This window comes from Pseudomonas sp. S2_F07, assembly GCF_054668325.1.
Window position 1 is genome coordinate 758600 of sequence record NZ_CP162758.1, and the last position, 23863, is coordinate 782462.

Genomic DNA, 23863 nt, shown 5'->3' on the forward strand with positions numbered 1-23863 from the left:
TCCTGTCAGCCAAGTTTCTTGTTCACGTCCACCAACAGCGTTTCGATCTCCTTGCGGCGCCCGGCATCAGCGCTCTCGCGGCCAGGTCGAGGCGCAGCCAGCAAGGCTTTTTGCAGCGCAGCCCTGGCTTCGACATAACGCTTCTGACGGTAGAGGTGATCGCCCCAGAAGTACAGGCTGTCGATGCCGTTGGGGTTCATTTGCAATGCCAGCTTGAGCAACTGCTCGGCCTTGTCAGCGTCGCCGAAACCGATGGGCCAACCGGGTACGCGGTCATAGAGCGCCCCCAGGCTGGTATAGGCTGAGCCTTGCAGGGCCTTGGGGTCCAGGGCCAGGGCTTTTTCCAGGTCGGCCTTGGCATCCTTGACCTTGCCCAGCGCACCCAGTCCCCCCTGGGCGCCCGCCCAGCTACTGGTGACAATGCCGGACCAGATCCAGGCCTCGGCCACCGTTTGGCGTTCCTGCTTGAAGCTCGAAGCCTGGGCGGCCAGTTTTTCAAAAGCCGCGGTTCGTTGCCCCTCGGGTAACTCGTACTGAATGTGCGCCCAGCTTTGCTGGATACTGTTGAGACGCTGCTGGTCGGCAGCATCCAGCGCCCAGACACTCTGGCTCAAGGCGCCAAGCAGCAGGCAAGCGATGATCTTTTTCATGGTTCGGGATTCTCCTGGTCGGGTTTCTGGCTCAGGCGGCGGATCAGCGGCAATTGTTTGCGCAAACCACGGTCCACCAGATGGGGCAGGAGGCTGTTCAGGCGTACAAAAAAACGCTCGGGCCAGCCCAGGTACAAGTCGCGACGTTCACCGGCAATGGCATGAATCACCGCGGCCGCCACGGTTTGCGGATCGTCGACATTGGCTTTGAGCGCATCGTTCAGCGCCTGGGCCTGCGGGCTGTTCATGCTGGTACGGGTCGCTCGCGGGGCGACGTAAAGCACACTGACCCGGGTGTCTGCCAGCTCCCGGCGCAAGGCTTCGGAAAACCCGCGCAGGGCAAACTTGGTGGCGCAGTAGCTGGCGTAGCCGGGGTAGCCAATGGAGCCATAGGTCGAACCGACGTTCACCACCATGGCACTGTCGGCTTGCTTGAGCAGTGGCAACATCAGTTTTGTCAGGCACATCGGCGCGCCAATGTTCACCGCGAGCATCGAATTGATTTCACTGTCGTCCAGCTGTTCGAGCATGGCGAAATGGTTGACCCCGGCGGCATTGATCAGCAAGTTGATGCCGCCGATGCCCTGCGCCCGCGCCAATACCTCGCGGCGGTCGGTGAGCAGCGTCAGGTCCGCGCGGACCCAACTCAGGTTACCGGGATAAAGCTCAAGCAGCGGCACCAAGGGTTCCCGATGCCGAGCCACGGCCAGCACCCGGGCACCACTGGCGCACAGTGCGGTGGCGATGGCCAGGCCGATGCCGCCGCTGGCACCGGTCAACACGACGCGAGCTTCAGACAGGCGCATGCAGGCTCTCCCCGTTACGCGGCAAGCCACGAAACATATCGGTGTAGAGCCGGTACACCACTTTGGAGGCGTGAATGACGGCGGCCTGGTCGCCCGGGTCTTCAAGGCTGTTCATCAGTCGACGGTAGGTCTGCATATGTTCGATATCCAGCGAGCCGTGGGAACTGAGGTAGCTGAAAGCGCTTTCCGGCAAGTCCAGGCGTTGGCGAATACTGCCGGCGGCGTGGGTGGCCAAGGCGATGCTCGTACCTTCGAGCACGTTGACCATGCCGAACAATCCCACCGGATTGTCCCTGGCGATCAGGTCGTAGAGGAAACTGACCATCAACTCGATCGGCAATGACGGGCGCCCGTCGCGTACAGCGTCCCTGTCGCCGCCGCAGGCTTGAATGTCATCGAGTACCCATTGTTCATGGCCGTATTCGTCCTCGATGTATTCACATACCGCTTTGCGCAACCATTCCAGGCGCAACGGCAGGCGCGCACCGCAGGCCATCATCAATGGCACGGTATGGCGCACGTGGTAATAGGCCTGTGCCAGAAACGCCCGGTAACTTTCCAGACTGACTTCGCCCTGCAGCGCATCACGGATGATCGGCAGGTTGAACAGTTCATTGCGTTCTTGCTCGGTGGCTTGTTGCAGCCTGTCAAAAAAACTCATGGTGCGGATTCCTCGGAAAATGCAGATTCGGCCAATTGCCCCCGGTAGCGTTCGATGATGGCGTCACGGCGGGGCCGGCCATTGGCGGTGAGCAAGCCGTTGGTGGCAGTGAAGGGTTGGTCTAGCCGGCTCCAGTGATGGATGTGGGCGTACTCGGGCAAAGCCTCGTTGGCCTGGGCTACGGCGGCGGCCAGTTGTTCGTCGGTGCAGTCCGGGCGATGGGGCCAGAGCAGCGCATGGTTGTGAGGCATGGCCTCGCCATAGACGAAGGCCTGGGCGATGGGCCCACGCTGGGTCAATTCGGCTTCCACCCACTCGGGGTTGACGTTGCGACCGAAACTGGTGACGAACTGATGTTTCTTGCGTCCCTTGAGATAGAGAAAACCTTCGGCGTCGAACTCGCCGAGATCGCCGCTGGGCCACCACTGGGCGGTATGCGGCGGCTCTCCCAGATAGCCCTGCAAGGTTGAACCCTTGATCAGCACTTCACCGTCGTCCGCCAGGCGAATCTGCACATGGGGCAATGGCCGTCCGACACTGCCGGGGCGCTGTGCTTGCGGGCGATTGAGGCACACTACCGACGCGCACTCGGACAGCCCGTAACCTTCATAGACGGGTATGCGCACGCGTTGGGCGCGATGCAGGAGATCTTCGCTGACCCGGGCACCGCCCACGGCGGTAAAACGCAGATGCTGTGGGTCGAAAGCCTGCTGCTCGGCCGCACTGACCAGCATCAGCAACAACTGCGGCACCAGAATCAGGCTCTGGGGCGAACGGCTGGCCAGGCACCCCAACAGCTGGGTCACATCCGCACCGCTGGCGCCTTGAATCCCCAGTGCTTTCTGGCTGGGCAGGCTCAGGGTAGCGCCGGCATACAGTGCGGCGTAACAACCGATGTTTTCCAGCAAAATGGCCAGCGGCAGCAACGCCAGGTGGTGTTGCGGGTCGGTGGGCTGGCTGGCCAGGTGCAGCTCGCGAGCGACCCGCAGAATGCTGTCGGCACTCAAGCACACGCCCTTGGGCGTGCCTGTGGTACCCGAGGTGAAGGTCAACTTGGCGGTGCCTTCAGGCATTCGGTTCGGGTCATTGAAGGTACGGAGCCAGAACTCGCCGTCCTTCTGATACCCAGCCGCTTGCAGCTCGTCGTGCAGTTGCGGTTCGGCAATGACATGTTCGGCCTGGCTCTGCTCCAGGCAATGCTTGCGTTGCGCCGGACTGAAAAAAGGCGGCAAGGCCACGCAGGTCAATCCCTCGAACAACGCGGCCAGGTCCCACAGCATGGCTTCGACGCCATTGTCCAGCGCCAGGGCGACCACCCTGACCTGCTCATCGCGCAGGCGCTGCTGGCGATAAATGACCTCGGCATACAGCGTGGCGTAGTCCAGCTTCAGATGATCGCCCCACAAGGCAATGGCATTGGTTTTTTGCTCGGCATGATGACGCAGGGCCTGTTTGAAACGCTCCATTTCAGGCGACATGGCAGTCCCCTTCAATGGAGGTCGGCAAGCCCAGGCGACTGAACAGGCCAGTGTTGCGCAAATGAATGAAACCGGAGCGGATATTGCCGAAATGAACCCAGGGTTTGCTTTCGTAGTAACTGCCCCAGGCATGGCGGTCCTCGCCCAGGCGCGCCGGGTCGGCAGCACACAGGGTCACGGGCTTCAAGCCAAGGCGATGAAAGCTGTTGACCAGCCCCAGGTTTCCGGTGAAAGCGACCCATTCCAACCCCCCCATGGCGAGCAGGTAGGTCATCGCGATGATGCTCATCCGTGCGCTGCCGGTGTCGCTGGCAGCCAGGTTGCCTACCTCGACGATGTCCGAGCGGCTTACGGTGTGGTCGGCCGCGGCACTGATCAGCGGATCGATCGGCTCGTCCAGATAACCTTCCAGGAACAGCGGCCCGGTGCTCGCCAGACGTACCCCGACCACCGCACAAAGCGCGCCGGACGCATCGCTCATGCCAAACAGCTCCGGCATGAAATGGCGGATATCGGCACCGTGGGCCTTACGAAAACGTTGCTGGATAAAGGCTTCGAAGGCGCCCCGTTGGGGGGCGTCCGGCAAGGCCCTGACCAGATACATCTGCTGTGCTTCGGTCAGGCCAAAGTGCAGCGGCAACTGAAGGTTCCAGTTGAAATCGGACATTGAAAAACATCTCCCCGGATCTAATGGGGAGAAGTATCAAAGGTATTTCTTAACGAAGTCTGAAGGTGACGAAACGATTGTCGCCTTGAGTGACAGTCCGTCATGACATGTCATGACGGACTTTGACCAACAAATACGAGGGGGGAAGGACGAATGGTCGAGAGGCGTGAAGCGCGGGAAATTGCCGGGGGTTTGTAGCCACTACGGACTTTTCAGGCCGGCGCGTTCGTCGCGGTCAAGTTGACTTCACCTTTACAACGTATAGGAAACACCGACCTGCACCGTTCTCGGTGCCCCTGGATAGGCGTAGACGTTGCCGAATGCGCCCTCCTCATAATCTTCGTTCGTCAGGTTCTTCACATCCAGGTTGAGCCTGACCCTGTCGTTCACTTTGTAATAGCTCAGCAGGTCGACCACGGTGTAGCTGCCCATCGAAAACGCCGTGTTGGCCGTCTGCCCTGCACGCTCATCGACGTACTTGAGCCCGGTGCCAAGCCCCAGCCCCTTGAGCGCGCCATCCTGGAACTCGTAGACATTGAGCAGGCTGAAGCTGTTCTGCGGAATGTTCATCAGCCGGGTGCCGGACTTGATGACGTTGTCCTTGGTCACTTCGGCATCGACATAGGCGTAGCCGCCAATCACCCGCCATTGCGGGGTCAGGTTGCCGGCGATGTTCAGGTCGAAACCACGGCTGCGCACCTCGCCTGCCGCCACACTGAACGTCGAGTCCACCGGATCGGTGGTGAGAACGTTGCGCTTTTCGATCTGGTAGATCGCCGCCTCGACACTCAATTGACTGTCCAGCGCTTCCCACTTGATACCCAGTTCATAGGACTTGCCCTTTTCCGGTTCGAAACCACCGCCCTGGCGACTGGCACCGGTATTGGGTTTGAACGAGCGAGCCGTATCGGCGTAGATCGCCACGGTGTCGGTGAGGTCATAGGTCACGCCAACGCGCGGGGTCACCGCATTGTCGCTGGCCTCCCAGCTTCTGCCGCCGGGCACGAAGGTTTGGTAATCATGCTCGAAGCGCTCGAAACGGGCCCCGGCCAATACTTTCAAACGTTCGGTCAAGGCCACCTGATCCTGGACGAATGCCGCGTAGGTCTTGAGATTTTCCTTGTCGTTGGTCGGGGTTCGGGTCAGGGCTGGACGCGGTTGGCCATACACCGGGTTGAAGATATCGATCGGGTAGGCACTCACCGCGCCGCTGGAGCGCTGGATGATCGACTTGTAGTCGTAATCCTCGTACTCGACACCGGTCAGCAGGGTGTGATCGAAACCGCCTGCGGTGAAATGTCCGGTGAGGTTGAGTTGGGTGTCCTTGTCCGTCCACTCCAGCTTGCGGTAGTTGAAGTTACGGCCCAGGGTGCGCCCGTCCGCGGCCACACCGTTGGCTTCGACCGCATTCCCCTCGAGGGTGCCGTCGAGCCATTGGAATCCGCCGCCCAACGTCCAGTTATCGCTCAACAAATGTTCAAACCGCAGCTGCGCCATGTTGTTGTCGTTGTGCAATTTGCCGACGTCTTTTTCGCCGAAAAAAGTATCGCGGGACGCGGTGCCAATCTGATTCGGATAGCGCGTCACGCCGCGATCGAGCGGGTGATTGTTGCGCATGAAGTCGCCTTCGAAAATTACCTTGGTGTCGTCGGTGGCCTGCCAGGACAGCACCGGGGTCACGCCGTAGCGTTCGGTTTCGACATGATCGCGAAAGGTATCACCGCCCTCGCCCACCACGTTCAGGCGATAGGCCAGGCGGCCCTCTTCGTCCAACGGACCGGAGGCGTCCAGCGTGCCACGCTTCATGCCCTGGTCATCGAGTTGGCTGCCCAGGGTCACAGTGGGCACGGACAGGGGCTGTTTGGAGATCACGTTAAAGGTGCCGCCCGGATCGCCTCGGCCATAGAGCATGGTCGCCGGCCCTCGCAGTACTTCCAGTCGCTCGATGGTGTTGGCATCGGGCATGTTCGGATAACCACGGTTGATCGGGAATCCGTTGCGATAGAACTCCCCGGTGGTAAAGCCGCGCACGGTAAAGGTGGTCAGGCCCTGGCCGCCGAAATTGTTGGCCCGCCCCACCCCGCCAGCGTAATCGAGGGCGTCCTGCAAGCGGGTGGCACTGATGTCCTCGACGACATCCCTGGTGACCACGGTGATGGACTGTGGCGTTTCGTGGATCGACGTATCGGTGCGCGTGGCGCTGGCCGAGCGCGTCGCGCGATAGCCGTCAACCGGCCCCAGGGCGGTTTCAAAGTCTGCGGTGCCAATGATGTCTGTCGCTTGCAGCTCCAGACTGGATTTATCGGTATTGGCTTGCTCCGCCCAGGAGGAAGCGGAAAACGCCTGAAGCACGCAGATAGACATCAAAGTACGACGCATCTAGGAAACCTTGTGAAAATAGCCAAACAGGACGGCATACATGCCAACAAATCGTGGCGCATGGTATACCAAACCGCCATGTTTTGATACGTATTCTCATTTGTATTTTCTGAAGGCGACCTGCGTCATTTCAAATCACCGAGGGTTCAAGCCTCCCCTGTCGAAGCCGCCGGCAAAACAATATAGGGCCCCGAAGGGCCCTTTGTATTCGGGACATCAGCCCCTGGATACCTACACTCGTGAAGTTTGTTCAAGGCCGGGAAGCAAGGGGCTGCTCGTTGCCGATGCATGGGCATGAACCACCTCCGCCCGCACCGCCTCAGGTTTTTGCTCCTCGATCCCACCATTGAGTGCCTTGTGCATCTTGACGGTGTCCAGCGCCCCGACCCATTTGGCAATCGCCATGGTGCCCACACCATTGCCGATGGTATTGGTGATTGCCCGCGCTTCCGACATGAACCGGTCGACGCCCAGCAGCAACACCATGCCCGCCACCGGTATGGTGCCCAGGGAAGACAAGGTAGCGGCCAGAATGATGAACCCGGAACCAGTGACACCGGCCGAGCCTTTGGAGGTGAACATCAGTACTGCCAGCACGATCAGTTGATCGGTCAGGGTCAGCGGCGTGTTGGTCGCCTGGGCAATGAATATCGCGGCGATGGTGTAGTAGATCGCTTGCCCGTCCGGGTTGAAGGTCAGGCCGGAGGGAATGATCATTCCGGCGACGGGTTTGGACACCCCGGCCTTCTCCATTTTGGAAATCATCTGTGGCAGCACCGACTCCGAAGAACTGGTACCCAGCACAGTGAACAATTCTTCCTTGATGAACTTCAAGAACTTCCACAGGCTGAAACCGCTGTAGCGGCAGATCGGGCCGAGGACGAAGATCACGAACACGGCACAGGTGAGATAGACGCAAGCCATCAACTTGCCCAGAGAGAACAGCGAGCCGAAGCCATACTTGCCGATCGTGAAGGCAATGGCACCAAATGCGCCGATCGGTGCCAGGCGCATAACCATGCTGACGATGCGGAACATGCCTTGCATCAGGCTATCGAGCGTATCGACGAATGCCTTGCCCCGTGGCCCTACATGCGCCAGGGCGATGCCCAGCAGAATGGAAAACAGCAGGATCTGCAGCACATTGCCCTTGGCGAAGGCATCCACGATGGTGTCAGGGATGATGTTCATGACGAAGTCCATGAACGATGCATGTTTCACCGCCGTGGTGTAGGTGGCCAGGCTGGAGGTGTCGAGGGTGGCGACGTCGATGTTCATGCCGGCACCAGGCTTGAACACATCGACCACCACCAGGCCGACCACCAGCGCCAGGGTCGAGACCACTTCGAAATAGAGCAAGGCGCGAAAGCCCACACGCCCCAGTTCCTTCATGTTTTCCATGCGGGCAATCCCTGTGACCACGGTCAGAAAGATCACCGGAGCGAGGAGCATCTTGATCAATTTGATGAAGGCATCGCCCAAGGGCTTGAGCGCAGCACCGGTTTCGGGAACGAACACGCCGACGATGGCACCGAGGATCACCGCCATCAGCACTTGCACATAGAGTTTGCCGAATATTCTTTTCATGACAGGGCCCTGATTTTTTATTGTTGTCAGGAAATGCCAGGGAGTCAGATCAACTGACCCGCCCCTTGGCGTTGTGCCGCAGTACTGCCCGGAAGCGCTGGAAAAATCAGCGGTTGATCAATGCGATGACTGCATCCGTGATCTGGCGGGTGGTGGCGTTGCCGCCAAGATCCGGGGTATGCAAACCACTTTCGGTCACCGCTTCGATCGCGGACATCAACTGTTTGGCGCTGGCGTGTTCACCGAGATGCTCGAGCATCATTGCCGCCGTCCAGAACGTCGCGATCGGGTTGGCCACACCTTTGCCGGTGATGTCGAACGCCGAGCCGTGGATCGGTTCGAACATCGACGGGAATTGGCGGGACGGGTTGAGGTTGGCGGTCGGTGCGATGCCCAGGCTGCCGGACAGTGCCGCCGCCAGGTCCGACAGTATGTCGGCGTGCAGGTTGGTGGCGACGATCACATCGAGCGTCGACGGTTTGAGCACCATGCGCGTAGTCACCGCATCGACCAGTTCCTTGTCGATCCTGACGTCCGGGAAATCCTTGGCCACTTCGTAGAAAATCTCGTCCCACAACACCATGCCATGACGCTGGGCGTTGGACTTGGTGACCATGGTCAGGTGCTTGCGCGGACGACTGCGCGCCAGTTCGAAAGCGAAACGGTGAATGCGCTCGACGCCGGCACGGGTGAATACCGAGACTTCGGTGGCAACCTCTTCCGGCAGGCCACGGTGTACCCGGCCACCGTTGCCGGAGTACTCACCTTCGGAGTTTTCCCGCACCACCACCCAGTCAATTTGATCGCCGTTGTGCAGCGGGCTTTTCACCCCCGGCAGTACCCGGGCAGGACGCACGTTGGCGTATTGGTCGAAGCCCTGGCAAATCGGCAGGCGCAAACCCCAGAGTGAAATGTGATCCGGCACATTGAGTGCGCCCACTGCACCGAAGAAGATGGCATTGAAGGTTTTCAGTTCTTCCAGGCCACCTTCGGGAATGTAGTAGCCGTTTTTCAGGTAGTTATCCGAGTTCCAGTCGAAGTGTTTGAAATCCAGCTGGAAGCCGGAGTTTTTCGACAGGGCTTGCAGCACCTCGACGCCAGCGGCAATCACTTCGACACCAATGCCATCACCTGGAACCGCTGCAATCTTGTATGCGCTCATGGTCAACTCCACTCTCGTAGGTTTCTTGTTGTGCCTGTCGAACGGGCTGTTCAATCAGGGTGTGAGCGGAGTATATGTAGTGAACAAATAGCTGTGAGTTACTCATAATCACTACATAAATAACTTTGAGTTACGAATGAACCAGACCCTGGATTTGTCGTTTTTCTACCTTTTGGCCAATAAAGGCAGTCTCGCCGCGACCGCACGGGAACTGGGTATCACGCCACCGGCGGTCAGCAAGCGTCTCACCGCGCTGGAGGCTCGACTGGGCATCCGCCTGGTCAATCGCACCACGCGCTCCATGAGCCTGACCTCGGAAGGTGAACTGCTGTTTTCCCACGCCGCTCGTATCCTGACGCAGATCGATGAGGTCGAGCAGTTGATCCACAGCAGTCGGGCCACCCCCAAAGGCCTGATTCGGGTCAACGCGTCGCTGGGTTTCGGTCGCCGATACATCGGCCCTGCCCTGGGTGCATTCTTCGCCCAGTACCCGGAGGTGGAGGTGCAGCTGGAAATCAGCGATCACCCCCTGGACCTGACGACCCATGGGTTTGACCTGGGCATCCGCTTCGGTACCCTGCCGGACGCCGCCTTCCATGCGCGCAAGATCGCGTCCAACCGGCGTCTCCTATGCGCTTCGCCGCTGTACCTGGAAAAGCACGGCGTGCCGCAACGCCTGTCGGACCTGCAGCAACACAACTGCATCTTTCTCAGGCAAAACGAAACGCCCTACGGGGTGTGGAGTTTCACCAACGGGGGGCGCACGCAAAACATCAAGGTCCGTGGCGCACTCGGCTGCAACGACGGCGAAGTGGCCCTGAATTGGGCGCTTGAAGGCTACGGCATTCTGTTGCGGGCCGAATGGGACATTGCACGATACGTGCGCAGCGGCCGCTTGCGATTAGTGCTGGAAGACCAGACCCCGACCCGCGCCGACGTTTATGCGGTGTACCCGCAACAGTTGCACCTGTCAGCCCGCGTGCGCAGCCTGATCGATTTCCTGGTCGAGCGTTTCAGACACATTGACCACCTGGATGAAACGGCAGGCCTGCACGACTGAACAGTTTGGGCCGGTAACCGCTTCGGCTAACTGCTGGCCCGCACGCCCGCACAATCGCCCCCTGTATTGGGGGATATCCCCCGTATAGGGGTGTCCATCCGGGCTTCTGATACGTCAACTTGAAGCCAGCAGACAAGGGGGGCTGCGGCGTAGAGCCACCAGTCACTCCCTGTCACTTTTGGCGGGAAATATGCATCGTTTCCATCCCGGCCCGGAATCAAAAGTTTAACCAACCGGGGCTGGAAGCAGTGGCTCGATGCCATGCATTGCCACGCTCCGAGGAACCCGTCAGAGGTGTTTGCGATGAAACTGGATGCCGGAAGGTTGATACCTGGTTCATTGTCCAAAACCAGACTGGCGTTGAGTATCTCTGCTGCCATGCTTGTGTTTGGGCTGGGCCTGTCCCAGACCCGGGCAGCCCCCCTCGACAACACCGACCCACCGCCTCCTACCGACCCATCGGCGTTCACCAATCAGCCCGCCGACCCCGAAGCCGCCTTGAGGGACTTGCTCAAGCTGCCTGCGGCAAACGTCGGCGCCTTCGACTTGCCCAATGGAGTGGTCGGTAACCGCAAGACCCCCTTGGTCGACAATGTGCTGCCACCCGATCTGCAACCCAGCTTCAATATCCCCACCAACGGTAACGCCAGCCCGGTGTTCGGAGCTCAACCGTTCACGCAGAAGCTTGAACTGTTCGAGGAATTCGGCTCGAACAAACTGAATGCGGCCGACCCGCCATCACCCGTTCCGTTTCCGGTTCCAACGCTGGGACCCGCACCAGCGCAAGATCCATTGAAGGTGGCGCGTAGCGGTCCGTCGCCGGCTGCGCTGGATACCTTTCTCAGGCAGCCCGCCTTGACGCCCTTCCCGACCGAGTTCTCCAATGTGCTGGACCGCAACCCCTGGAAGGCCCAGATCGAGGATTTCCTCAATCGCCGGGTCGATTCGCCCGCAGAAGGCCGGCCACCGGGAAAAGGCTGGTCGCACCAGCGTTTCAATGAGTTTTTCCCGCGCGAAGCCTTCAAGACTGTACAGGCCGGCGCACACGTCAACAGCGGCTTGCGTGATCGCATGCAACGGCATAACTACGCCGTGGGGGAATTTGCCCCTGGCGGGCTCTATCACAACACCAACGGCAGCCCGGTCAACGAGGGCACAACCAAGGGCATTCAAGTGCAGTTTCACCCCAACCTCCCTGTCCAGGACCACAATGCGCTGTGGACATTCGACGGCACCTTTCCGCCCAAGCTGCTCCAGGTGCGCTACGGCCAGGCGATGCTGATGCGTCATTACGATGCCTTGCCCATTGACCCGTCAGCCAACCGTGGTTTTGGCCTGCACACCATCACCACCCATGAACATAACGGCCACTCGCCCGCCGAAAGCGACGGTTTTGCCAACGCGTTCTTCTTCCCGGGCCAGTTCTACGACTATCGCTGGCCGATCCAGTTGGCCGGTTACGACAGCATCAATACCAGCGCTCAGGATCCGCGTGCGGCATTCCCCTGCGACCCCGGTGAAATCCTTTTCGTCAACGACGCCAAGCCCGGCTTCAAGACTTGCAACAACGGCACCATCAAGATCCGTGGCGACTGGCGCGAAACCATGAGCAGCCACTGGTTCCACGACCACATGCTCGATTTCACCGCGCAGAATGTCTACAAGGGCAATGCCACGATGATGAACTATTACAGTGCCGTGGACCGTGGCAACGAGGCGGTCGACGACGGGGTCAACCTGCGCTTGCCCAGCGGTTCCGCGCTGGGTTGGGGTAACCGCGACTATGACGTCAACCTGACGATCGCCGACAAGGCCTGGGACAAGGCCGGCCAGTTGTGGTTCAACCCCTTCAACACCGACGGTTTTCTCGGTGACCAGGTGTTGACCAACTGGGAGTACAAGCCCTTCCTGGACGTACGTGCCCGCCGCTACCGTTTCCGCATACTCAACGGATCGGTTTCTCGCTACTTCAAGCTGGCGGTGGTGCGTCAGGTCAATGGTAATGGTGGCGAGTTTCCTGGTCGGACCGGTTCAGGCCTGTCTTATACCCGCGTGCCGTTCCACATGATTGCCAACGACGGCAATATCATGGAGCACGCGGTGCCGTTCGATGGCAGCCTGGACCTCGACGGCGACGGCGACACACAGGACCACAATGCGATCCTACCGATACAGGGCATTTCCGAACGCTATGACATCGTCGTCGACTTCGCAAAAAACGGCATAAAGCCGGGCGACAGGATTTTCTTCGTCAACATCGAGGAGCATGAAAACGGCAAGCGTCCCAACGCTGATATTCCGTTGGCGGATGTACTCTCCGGGAAATACCTGCCCGTTGTCAGGCAGACCAGCAAAGGACCACAGTGGGTCAACGGTGACCCTGGTGTGGGCATATTCATGCAAATCAACGTCAAGCCCTACACCGGCCAGGATGTCAGCATGAACCCGGTCGACTTCGAGCCCGCCAAACCTGGCAAGCCCGAGGGCAAGTTAATGATCCCCCTGCCATTGCACCGTGATGACCCTGCCGATATCGCGCGGCTTGCCCAGGCGCGGCACCGCACCTTTATCTTTGGCCGCTCCGATGGCACGGATTTCAAGCCCTGGACGATCAAGACCGATGGCGGCGAAGGTTTCGGCATGGACCCGCGGCGGATTTCAGCCGCACCACAACTGGCCACCGGCCCGACATCGGCAGGGTTCAAGGGTGAAGGCACGCTGGAAGTCTGGAAGATCCAGAACGGCGGCAATGGCTGGAGTCACCCGGTGCATGTGCACTTCGAGGAAGGGATCATTCTCAGTCGAGGTGGCAAGACACCACCGGAATGGGAAAAAGGGGCGCGCAAGGATATCTACAATGTAGGCTCCCATCCCGAAAGCCTCGACAATGTCGAAATGGCCTTACGCATCCGTGAGTTTGCCGGTACCTACATGGAGCACTGCCACAATACACAACATGAGGACACGGCGATGCTGTTGCGCTGGGACTCCGAGCACCCGGGCCAGATCCAATTGATGCCCACGCCATTGCCCAGCTGGGACGGCGTGAAGTTCGTGAACTCGGTTGCGTTACCGACATTCCGTACCGGAGATGGCGTCGGGCCACAGGTCGAGGACGACAATAACCGGGAAGATAGCAGCGGCAGTGGTAGCAGCCGCAGTGGTAGCAGCGGCAGCGGTGTCAGCGGAGGCAAAGGCTAGCCTCGTCCATCAAACGGCTGATCATTTCAATCCCAAAGCCGCCTGTCGTCACGGGCGGTTTTGGGTCGTTTGCAACCCTTCGCGACGACCAATACCCGACATTTTTCCCCTGACAGCCGACAGATTGAAAGCACTGATTCACTTTGTGTGAAAATCCGTCATGACATGTCATGACCTCCTTAAAAAACGGACTTTACCCAACAAATACGGGGTTTAAAGGACGAATGGTCAAGAGGCGTCAAGCGCGGGGAATTCCCGGGAGTTTGCAGCCACTACAGGCTTTTCAGGCGGGCGCGTTCGTCGCGGTGAAGTGAACTTCACTTTCTCGACGTGTCACATTAGGTCCTTGTCAAGCAAACGTCAGTAGAGGTACAGCCTTATGAGCATGGCCACAATTGTCAGTGCGGTGATTTCCAGTCTCGCACCCAGTGTCTTCGACCAGAACAGCCTGCAAGAACCCGGCGCGCATGTCTCGGCCGTCGATTACCACTACGGAATGGACATCGATGTGAAACAGGTACTGCAGCGTACCGATACATCCGACAAGACCGGCGTGGTGCCGGTGACTGTTGTCTACCTGGACAGCCAGGGCGAGGTTCACAAGATCCGTTTCCTCGAATGGGGTGGAAGCCCCGCCGACCCCGCCAGCATTGCCTGATCAATCAGTCGATCGGGTTCCGGGCTTCGCCGCCCTCCCCAGAAGCGGAAGTTAAATCTCATATGCACTCAGTGCGGATGATGTTTATTGTTACCTGAAAATGGACATATTCGAATGACTAAAAGTTCATTCGCGAAACTCACTATTATCTTGCTGGCGTAATGTCACAAGATTAATTGATAACAATTGCTGGATCTAAATGGCAGTCAGCAACGGTAAACCCAATCAATCCGTGCCGAGAGCCAAGTTGATTCACTATTGAAGCCAAGAGGTCACCATGGAACTTAGTATGTTCTCTTCGTCCACCGTGGAATATGTGCGTTTGGGCGTTGTATATTTTCATCTTATCGCCTGTTGTGTGGCAATCGGGCTGGTCTTGACCAGTGACATTGCAATGGTCAAGCAACTCCTGAAGGGGGATGCGTCAGGTCACCACGATGACGCGCACATGGAAAGCCTTCAAAAAACCGTAGTGCTTGCACTTGTAGCGCTTTGGATTACGGGTATTGGCATTGTAGGGATCGATTATGCCGGCAAGGGGATGGAGTATTTTCTCAATCCAAAATTGCAAGCCAAGATCGGCATCGTTGTGCTGTTGACCTTTAACGGCTTCCTGTTGCATAGCGCTGTATTGCCGGCGCTGAAAAAAGCCGGTTCGTTACTCAAGCTTTCCTTCAGCCTGCGCATGCTGGCGCTGTTCTCCGGCGCCCTCTCTGGCGTGTCGTGGTTCTATGCCGCCATGCTGGGTGTTGGTCGTCCGCTGGCCTGGAAGTACTCGCTGGTGGAGTTGCTGGCAGCCTATCCGGTTCTCATCGTCGGTGGATTCGGGGCGATGGTACTGCTCACTGCCTGGGCAAAAAGCAAAGACACCGAAGCGCGTATGGAGCAAGGCACCAGGACAATAGGAAACGCCGCCCTGGCTGGATGGTGAAGCCAGGTTGAACACGGAAGTTCAGCTTTAGCCAATAAATTCAAATTCCGCTGCTTAGCAGTTCACAAACCTCGGCTGACAGAAGTGTGCAGCCTCAAGCCTCGCTGGCAGCACCCAAGGTGCTGCCAGCGCCGGTTTAACCAAGATCCCGCCTACACCCAATCCAGTGTGTTGAATCCGCCTCGACAGCACGGGCATTATGCTCCGTCGCCTCAGACCCTTTCGCTCATCCCGATCAATAATGCCGCGCGCCTGGAACTCGTCCGCTAACCTCGGATGAGTTGAGATAGGCGTCTATCGCTTGCCCTTCATACAAACTATGGAAAGATAAGCACCCCAAAGAACACCGCAAAGAGCAAGTATCAACTCCGGATTGAAAATGCTCTGCTCGACCGGCGCTACCAGGATTTCGCTATAAAGGCACACCGCGCCCGCGATCAACGCAATAAAGTAGCCGGTCCGGGTTCTGGTCCGGCGCAATAACAGAACCTTTTTCAGCCCCTCGTCTTTCCACTCCTGAGGGGGCATGAGTTGGATCTCCTCCAGCAGCACCACACCCCACAGCAACGCACATAACCAATAACCTATCATCATGACGTCTCCAGTTAGAACATTGGTTCAACACGAATGCAGCGTGCACTCCTCGCTCAACTTGCGGATATCGATTCCGGAGTCTTTTCTGACTTGTGAAAATGGCTGTACAAGACGCTGACAAAGACAACTCCATTGAACGGACGAAAATTTGCCGAGAGGTAAATATGCTTGATTGGTACGGTCCCCGCTATCGACGTTAGCAGGACTTCTTTGTAGTGATTCCACTACAGGCAGGCAGGACCAGGCGACGTTTCGGCGATGCCGGGCATGTGCCGCGGAGTGCTGAGGAAGCCGAGAAGGATTGAGCGGCCCGGCGGCGTCGGATGGCAGGGTGTACTAAGTCAACAGGCCGTTTTCGAGCGCATAGCGGGCCAGTTTCGCGTTGCTGTCCATCCCTGTCTTTTCCAGGATCCGTGCCCGGTACGTCGTGACGGTACTTGGGCTCAAGTGCAGTATCTGAGCGATGCGGACAATCCTCTCGCCTGAAGCGAGGAGCTTCAGTACTTCAAGCTCCCGGTCGGATAGTGCTTCGTGGGGTGCCCCGTCGCTTCTGCCGATAGCGTTGACCAGTTTTTCTGCCAGCTCAGGACTGACGTGCTTGCCGCCTGAGGCCACCTTGCGAACTGCCGTAACCAGGGTGGCTGCGGAAATATCCTTGGTGAGGTATCCCGCTGCGCCGTGCTTGATCGCGCGTAATGCATAGGCCTCGACCGAATGCATGCTCAACATCAGAACGGCGAGCTTGGGCTTCTCTGCACGCATGAGCTTGAGCAGTTGAAGGCCGGTCTTGTCGGGAAGCTGAATGTCTACCAGCGCCACGTCGAAATCCTGCTCCCGGACCAGGAGCATTGCGCCTTGTGCCGTCTCTGCTTCGCCCGTAACGTCAATCTCGCCGGCAGTCTCCAGCATGCGTCGCACGCCGCTACGCACGATGCTGTGATCATCTACCAGCAAGACTCTGATTTTGTGGTCACTCATCTGTATTTTCCATTCGGCAGTGGCCTGCAAGCCATGGAATCTGCTGCAGAGCTTGACGTTAGCAGGCACAGAGCACACTTGCACTTTTGCCTCAGGCGTTAGTGCTCACATCCCCGGACCGCGGTTGCAGTCACTTGGAACGGCCTGTTCCCGGCCAATTTCCCCAGGATCCGGGGTATTGCGCCAACCTTGCTAATATTTCGTAAGCCAACGCTCAGCTTTCAGCATGGTCAATACTGCAATGCCGGCTCCTGCACGACGCCTTGCGCTTGGCATCCATCTTGACTGGACATAGACATGGCCACAGTGACGACACCGATCGAAGCTTTCGACATGAAGACGTTGCTGGCAGCGCTGAAGGCGTTGCGCAATGGTGACTTCACCACGCGTATGCCGGAAGACTGGACCGGCATGCCGGGCAAGATCGCCGACACGCTCAACGAGATCATCGACATGGCGGCCGACACCGCCACGGAATTCGAACGCGTGGCGCGACTGATAGGCAAGCAGGGCAAGGTCGATGAGCGCATCGAACTGCCGATGATGAAAGGCTCATGGCAAAAGATCGTCAACTCGAGCAATGCACTCACCAGCGACCTCATCAGTCCGATGAACGAGATGATCCGCGTTATCGGCTCGGTTGCCGAGGGTAATCTGAGCCAGCAGGTACCACCGGTACTCGACGACCTGAAACTGCGGGGCCAGTTCCTCAAATCCGCCCGGATCGTGAACACCATGGTGACTCGACTGGGCTCCTTCGCTTCCGAGGTCACCCGCGTGGCGCGCGAAGTCGGCACTGAGGGGATACTCGGTGGTCAGGCCAATGTCAAAGGGGTGTCCGGCACATGGAAAGACCTGACCGACTCAGTCAACGACATGGCCGCCAATCTGACCACCCAGATGCGCAACATCGCTTACGTGACGACCGCGGTGGCCAAAGGCGATCTGGGCAAGACGATTACCGTCGAAGTCAGGGGTGAGATTCTCGAGCTGAAAAACACCATCAACACGATGGTCGGCCAGCTCTCGAGTTTCGCTGCGGAGGTGACCCGCGTGGCACTGGAAGTCGGTACCGAAGGCAAGTTGGGCGGCCAGGCGGAAGTGCGCGGCGTATCAGGCACCTGGCGCGACCTGACCGAGTCGGTCAACGGCATGGCGGCCAACCTGACCACCCAGGTGCGCAACCTCGCACAGGTGACGACGGCGGTGGCGCGCGGCGACCTCGGCAAGAAAATTACCGTTGAAGCCAAGGGCGAGATTCTCGAACTGAAAAACACTATCAACACGATGGTCGACCAGCTCTCCAGCTTCGCCTCTGAGGTGACACGCGTCGCGCTGGAAGTCGGTACCGAAGGCAAACTGGGCGGACAGGCCGAAGTGACTGGCGTCTCCGGTACCTGGAAGGACCTGACCAATTCGGTCAACGGCATGGCGGCCAACCTGACCACCCAGGTGCGCAACATTGCCGACGTGACGACGGCGGTGGCCAACGGCGACCTGTCGCGCAAGATCACAGCCGAAGCCAAAGGTGAAATTCTCCAACTCAAGGAAACCATCAACACAATGGTGGACCAGCTCTCGACCTTTGCCGACGAAGTGACGCGAATGGCTCGCGAAGTGGGGACTGACGGCAAGCTCGGGGGCCAGGCCAGGGTGACGGGCGTCGGTGGAACCTGGAAAGACTTGACCGACTCGGTCAACAGCATGGCGGCCAACCTGACCAATCAGGTGCGCAACATCGCCGACGTGACGACGGCGGTGGCCAAAGGCGACCTGGGGCGCAAGATTACCGTGGAGGCCAAGGGCGAAATCATGGAGCTGAAGAACACCATCAACACCATGGTGGACCAGCTCAACAGCTTTGCCGCCGAAGTGACGCGGGTGGCGCGCGAAGTCGGCACTGAAGGAAAGCTCGGGGGACAGGCACAGGTGCAAGGCGTGTCCGGCACCTGGAGGGACTTGACCGAAAACGTGAACTTCATGGCGGCCAACCTGACCAGCCAGGTGCGAGGCATCGCGAAAGTGGTGACCGCAGTAGCCAACGGCGACATGAAGAAAAAACTGACACTGGAAGCCAAGGGCGAGATCGCCGAACTGGCCGACACCATCAACGGTATGACCGATACGCTGGCGCTGTTCTCCGACCAGGTAACCTCGGTGGCGCGTGAAGTGGGCGTCGAGGGCAAGCTGGGGGGCCAGGCGAACGTGCCGGGTGCTGCCGGCACCTGGCGCGACCTGACCGACAACGTGAACGGCCTGGCGGCCAACCTGACCAATCAGGTGCGCGCAATTGCCGACGTGGCGACGGCCGTGACCAAGGGCGATCTGACTCGTTACGTGGAAGTGGAAGCAAAGGGTGAAGTGGCGGAATTGAAGGACAACGTCAACGAGATGATCCGCAACCTGCGGGAAACCACGCGGCAAAACGCGGAGCAGGACTGGCTCAAGAGCAATCTCGCGAAATTCAACCGTCTGCTGCAGGGTCAGCGCGATCTGGCGGCAGTCTCCAAGATGGTGCTGTCTGAACTGGCTCCGCTGATCAACGCCCAGCACGGTGTGTTCTACATGATGAACGAGAGCCCGCCCGATCCCGCGAAACTCAAGCTGCTGTCCGCTTATGCGTACAAGGGAAACATCAATGTGAACGATGAGTGGCGGCTCGGCGAGGGCCTTGTCGGGCAATGCGCCTACGAGAAGCGACGCATCCTGCTGACCGATGTACCCGCCAATTACGTCGCGATTTCATCGGGACTGGGTGCGGCCGCCCCGCTGAATATCATCGTGTTGCCGATCCTGTTCGAGAACAAGGTCAAGGCCGTCGTCGAAATGGCTTCGTTCACGCGCTACAGCATCATTCATCAAACCTTCCTTGATCAGCTTGCTGAATCGATTGGTATCGTACTCAACACGATCGAAGCCAATATGCGTACCGAAGAACTGCTCAAGCAGTCGCAATCGCTGGCGCAGGAGTTGCAAAAGCAACAAGAGGAATTGAGACAGACCAACGAGGAACTGGGGGACAAGGCTGGACTGCTGGCGGAACAGAAAGCCGAAGTCGAGCGCAAGAACCGCGAAGTCGAAATCACCAAGCTGTCGCTGGAGGAGAAGGCGGAGCAGCTGATGCTGACCTCGAAGTACAAGTCCGAATTCCTCTCCAGCATGTCCCATGAGCTCAGAACGCCATTGAACAGCCTGCTGATCCTGGCCCGGCAGCTCAGCGACAACGCGGAACACAATCTCACACCAAGGCAGGTCGAATATGCCAAGACCATCCGTAGCGCGGGCAAAGACCTGCTGGAACTGATCGACGAGATTCTCTATCTGTCCAAGATCGAGTCGGGTACGGTCACACTGGATCTGAATGAAGCGCTGTTCGCCAATTTGCACGACCAGATCGAACGCACCTTCCGGCCGGTCGCCGAAAGCCGGGGCCTCACCTTCACGATTGAACTGGCGCCTGCCCTGCCCCCCGTCATCTGGACCGACGAAAAGCGCCTGCTACAGGTGGTCAAGAACCTGCTGTCCAATGCCTTCAAGTTCACTGAGCAAGGCAGCGTCAAGATCAGCATCGAACCCGCTGTGTCCGGGTGGAGCGTGGATAACAGCGAGCTCAATCGTGCCGATACAGTAGTCGCATTCGTGGTCACCGACACCGGCATTGGCGTATCTGCCGGCAAGCAGAAGCTCATCTTCGAAGCGTTCCAGCAAGCAGATACCGGAACCTCACGTAAATACGGCGGCACCGGCCTCGGCCTGTCGATCAGCCGTGAGCTCGCACACCGGCTGGGTGGAGAGCTGCGGTTGATCCCCGGTGAGATCGGCCCGGGCAGTACTTTCGCGCTGTACGTACCCTTACGTACAGAGAATGCCCAGCGTCAGACGCTAGACGAGTCAGCGACTGAGACAGAGACAGTACCTGGCCAAGTCAAGCGCGACCCCATGTCAAGCCCGTCTGCACAGATACCGGACGACCGCGAGTCTGTCCAACCCGGGGACCAAGTGCTGTTGATGCTCGAGGGCGACGCCCGATTCGGCAGCATTCTGCTCGAGGCCGCGCACCAGGAGGGGTTCAGGGCTATCGTCACGACCCGTGGCGCAGATGCACTGGAGCTTGTCGAGCGCTTCAAACCCGCTGCGATCACGCTGGACCCGGGCCTGACGGACATCGATGGCTGGTCGCTGCTCGAGCAGTTGAAGCGCAATTTCGCTACACGTCACATCCCGGTCCAGATCATCTCCACCACTGACGACCACACACGCGGGCTGCGCTACGGCGCTTTCGACTATCTGCTCAAGCCGGTCACAGCCGACGAGATTCAAAATGCGCTGGTCGGCATCGTGGCATTCGCTCGGCGCAAGACCAGGAACCTTCTACTCATTGACGACAACGAAGGGAGCCGTGCCCATATCCTCGATCTACTCGGCAACACCGACGTGAAGATCGAAGCGACCGCCAGCGACACGCAAGCCTTGAAGAAACTGGCAAAGAAACGCTACGACTGCATGGCAATCAATCTCAAACTGCCCGACGCATCCGGCATCAGGTTGCTCGAGGCGTTGCAGGAAGACCGCGCCATGCGTGAATTGCCGATCGTCGTCTATGGTGCGGAGACACTGACCAAGCCGGAACGCGAGCGTTTCAGGACCCTGCTCGGCAAGGGCGTCATCAAGGCCGTTGAGTCCCCCGAGCGCATACTCGACGAAACCGCGCTGTTTCTGCACCGCGTCGTAGCCAGGCTGCCGCAGACCCAGCGCAGATTGCTGGAAAAACTCTATGAGGGTTCGGACAGCCTCGAGGGTAAAAAGGCCCTGGTGGTCGACGATGACGTGCGCAATATCTTTGCCCTGACCAGCGTGCTTGAGTGCAACAAAATGCTGGTGGCCACGGCCGAAAACGGCCGAACCGCCATAGAACTGCTGCAGCAGCAGCCCGATACCGACATTGTGCTGATGGACATCATGATGCCCGAGATGGATGGCTATGAAACCATGCGCCAGATCCGCACATTCAAGAGATTTGAAACCCTGCCCATGATTGCGCTGACGGCCAAGGCGATGATGGGTGACCGCGAAAAAGTGCATCGAGGCAGGAGCCTCGGACTATGTCAGCAAGCCGGTGGATACCGACCAGTTGCTGTCACTGATGCGCAAATGGCTCTATCGATGACTGTGTACCGCGCTCATTGCGCGCTAGCGCAAACCGAAGTGGCATAGATATGCAACAGGAACCTCCGGTATTCAATGAGAGAGCCCAGGCGCGGCACCCGCTCCCGCCTGATGGCGTGCCAGCATCTGTGTTGCTGGTGGATGACAATCCCGCCAAGCTTACGGCGCTCGCCGCGGTGATTGCGGACATGGGCCTCGATATTGCCACGGCGACCTCCGGACGCGAGGCCCTGCGCCTGCTATTGCAACGCGACTTCGCCGTCATTCTGCTCGACGTGAAAATGCCAGTGATGGACGGTTTTGAGACCGCGGCACTCATCCACGGCCGCCCGAAGTCGGCCCACACGCCCATTATCTTCGTCACAGCTGAGGCCGACACGGATTCCGAGCGTTTCCGCGGTTATACGTCCGGCGCAGTGGATTACATCTTCTCGCCGATTGTGGCCGAGGTTCTTCGCGCCAAGATCCGGGTGTTTGTCGACCTGTTCTACTTGCAGCGCAAGCTGACGATGCAGGCCGAAGAGTTGCTGCAATCGAAGCTGTTGCTGCGCGAACTGGCCTCCTATCAGGAGCACATCAAGGAAGAAGAGCGAAAGCGGATCGCACGCGACATCCATGACGAACTGGGACAGAGTCTGCTGGCTTTGCGAATCGATGTCTCCATGTTGCAGGCGCGCACCAGTACCATGCACCCCAAGCTCAACGAAAAGGCCAGTGATGCCCTGAATCACCTCGATACAGCCATCCGCAGTGTCCGCAGTATCATTAATGATCTTCGGCCCCCCGTACTCGATCTGGGATTGCAGGCAGCAATCGAGTGGCAACTTGAAGAGTTCCGGCAGCGCAGTGCGATCGATTGCAAGATGTCGGCAAAAGACGAAAACTTCCGTTGCGATCTGAATGAAAAATCCGCCACGACTCTGTTCCGTATCGTGCAGGAATCGCTGTCGAATATTGCCCGACACGCGCAAGCGACAAAGGTGCATATCGAACTTTCCAGGGAGGGTCGTTGGCTTTATCTGCGGATCAAAGACAATGGCGTAGGCATGACGGATCGCAAAAAATTGAACTCGTTCGGGCTGGTGGGAATGAAGGAGCGCATCAGCATGCTGGGCGGAGAATTGACGATCGACAGCGCGCCGGACAAAGGAACGAGATTAACGATATCGCTGCCACTCGACTGACCCGGATGGCCCTGATTCACCTTGCGTGAAAATCCGTCATGACATGTCATGACCTCCTTAAAAAACGGACTTTACCCAACAAATACGGGGTTTAAAGGACGAATGGTCAAGAGGCGTCAAGCGCGGGGAATTCCCGGGAGTTTGCAGCCACTACAGGCTTTTCAGGCGGGCGCGTTCGTCGCGGTGAAGTGAACTTCAGTTTCAAGACATGTCACATTAGGTCCCCGTCAAGCGAACTTCAGCAGAGGTACAGCCTAATGAGCATGGCCACAGTAGTAAGTGCCGTGATTTCCAGTCTCGCACCAAGCGTCTTCGACCAGAACGGCCTGCAAGAACCCGGCGCGCATGTCTCGGCCGTCGATTACCACTACGGAATGGACATCGATGTGAAACAAGTACTGCAGCGTACCGATACATCCGACAAGACCGGCGTGGTACCGGTGACTGTTGTCTATCTGGACAGTAAGGGCGAGGTACACAAGATCCGTTTCCTCGAGTGGGGCGCAAGTCCGGCCAACCCCGACAGTATTGCCTGATCCACTCGCCAATAGAGTTCCGGGCCTCGACTGCCCACCCCCAGAAGCGGAAGTTAAACCTCATACTGCGCCCAGTGCGAATGATGTTTTTTGTTACCTGAAAATGGACATGATCGAATGACTAAAAGTTCATTCGAGAAACTCACCGTTATCTTGGCGGCGTAA

17 protein-coding genes are annotated in these 23863 nt (G+C 58.5%); 7 read left to right on the top strand and 10 right to left on the bottom strand.

The features are described 5' to 3' along the window. Positions 1-5: 5 nt before the first annotated feature. From AB4O40_RS03315 to AB4O40_RS03350, 8 genes are all read right to left on the bottom strand, one after another. Positions 6-650 (bottom strand): tetratricopeptide repeat protein, encoded by a 645-nt coding sequence (locus AB4O40_RS03315; protein WP_056724963.1) that lies wholly within the window; start codon positions 648-650, stop codon positions 6-8. After that, positions 647-1456 (bottom strand): SDR family oxidoreductase, encoded by an 810-nt coding sequence (locus tag AB4O40_RS03320; RefSeq protein WP_056724965.1) that lies wholly within the window; start codon positions 1454-1456, stop codon positions 647-649. The genes AB4O40_RS03315 and AB4O40_RS03320 overlap by 4 nt, the downstream gene beginning before the upstream one ends. Then, a complete protein-coding gene (locus AB4O40_RS03325) occupies positions 1443-2117 on the bottom strand; it encodes a TenA family transcriptional regulator (protein WP_056724967.1) in 675 nt (224 codons plus the stop codon). Before AB4O40_RS03325 ends, AB4O40_RS03320 begins: the two co-directional genes overlap by 14 nt. Next, on the bottom strand, positions 2114-3595 hold the full coding sequence (locus tag AB4O40_RS03330) for an AMP-binding protein (RefSeq protein WP_223541170.1): 1482 nt from the start codon (positions 3593-3595) through the stop codon (positions 2114-2116). Before AB4O40_RS03330 ends, AB4O40_RS03325 begins: the two co-directional genes overlap by 4 nt. Then, the gene (locus AB4O40_RS03335; protein WP_223541169.1) at positions 3585-4262 is read right to left on the bottom strand and encodes a thermostable hemolysin; all 678 of its coding nucleotides are present in this window, start codon (positions 4260-4262) and stop codon (positions 3585-3587) included. The genes AB4O40_RS03330 and AB4O40_RS03335 overlap by 11 nt, the downstream gene beginning before the upstream one ends. Positions 4263-4514: 252 nt before the next feature. Next, positions 4515-6641: a TonB-dependent siderophore receptor gene (locus AB4O40_RS03340; RefSeq protein WP_460056096.1), complete on the bottom strand. Its 2127-nt coding sequence runs from the start codon at positions 6639-6641 to the stop codon at positions 4515-4517. A 231-nt stretch (positions 6642-6872) separates the two neighbouring features. Beyond that, a complete protein-coding gene (locus tag AB4O40_RS03345) occupies positions 6873-8228 on the bottom strand; it encodes a dicarboxylate/amino acid:cation symporter (RefSeq protein WP_056724974.1) in 1356 nt (451 codons plus the stop codon). A 106-nt stretch (positions 8229-8334) separates the two neighbouring features. Beyond that, positions 8335-9390 (bottom strand): tartrate dehydrogenase, encoded by a 1056-nt coding sequence (locus tag AB4O40_RS03350; protein ID WP_056724976.1) that lies wholly within the window; start codon positions 9388-9390, stop codon positions 8335-8337. A gap of 136 nt (positions 9391-9526) precedes the next feature. On the opposite strand from AB4O40_RS03350, the gene AB4O40_RS03355 reads away from it, so the two are divergent. From AB4O40_RS03355 to AB4O40_RS03370, 4 genes are all read left to right on the top strand, one after another. After that, positions 9527-10450, top strand: coding sequence for a LysR family transcriptional regulator (locus AB4O40_RS03355; protein ID WP_460056092.1), 924 nt, complete (start codon positions 9527-9529; stop codon positions 10448-10450). A gap of 303 nt (positions 10451-10753) precedes the next feature. After that, positions 10754-13651, top strand: coding sequence for a multicopper oxidase domain-containing protein (locus tag AB4O40_RS03360; RefSeq protein ID WP_409079225.1), 2898 nt, complete (start codon positions 10754-10756; stop codon positions 13649-13651). A gap of 379 nt (positions 13652-14030) precedes the next feature. Then, positions 14031-14309, top strand: a complete 279-nt coding sequence (locus tag AB4O40_RS03365; RefSeq protein WP_056724982.1) for a DUF2790 domain-containing protein — start codon at positions 14031-14033, stop codon at positions 14307-14309. Between the two features lie 277 nt (positions 14310-14586). Then, positions 14587-15240 carry a hypothetical protein gene (locus AB4O40_RS03370; protein WP_223541167.1) on the top strand — a complete coding sequence of 218 codons (654 nt, stop codon included), beginning with the start codon at positions 14587-14589 and terminating at the stop codon, positions 15238-15240. A gap of 294 nt (positions 15241-15534) precedes the next feature. Here AB4O40_RS03370 and AB4O40_RS03375 read toward each other — a convergent pair whose 3' ends face one another. Continuing rightward, positions 15535-15834, bottom strand: a complete 300-nt coding sequence (locus AB4O40_RS03375) for a hypothetical protein (protein WP_056724986.1) — start codon at positions 15832-15834, stop codon at positions 15535-15537. A gap of 336 nt (positions 15835-16170) precedes the next feature. Then, entirely contained in the window at positions 16171-16812 is a 642-nt protein-coding gene (locus AB4O40_RS03380; RefSeq protein ID WP_056724988.1) for a response regulator, read from the bottom strand. Positions 16813-17109: 297 nt separating this feature from the next. Between AB4O40_RS03380 and AB4O40_RS03385 the strand changes: the two genes are divergently transcribed. From AB4O40_RS03385 to AB4O40_RS03395, 3 genes are all read left to right on the top strand, one after another. Continuing rightward, complete coding sequence (locus tag AB4O40_RS03385) at positions 17110-22026, top strand: HAMP domain-containing protein (protein ID WP_460160131.1); 4917 nt, start codon at positions 17110-17112, stop codon at positions 22024-22026. A gap of 2 nt (positions 22027-22028) precedes the next feature. Beyond that, positions 22029-23162: an ATP-binding response regulator gene (locus tag AB4O40_RS03390; RefSeq protein ID WP_056724992.1), complete on the top strand. Its 1134-nt coding sequence runs from the start codon at positions 22029-22031 to the stop codon at positions 23160-23162. 257 nt (positions 23163-23419) lie between these two features. After that, entirely contained in the window at positions 23420-23698 is a 279-nt protein-coding gene (locus AB4O40_RS03395; protein ID WP_056724994.1) for a DUF2790 domain-containing protein, read from the top strand. The last annotated feature ends 165 nt before the right edge of the window (positions 23699-23863 follow it).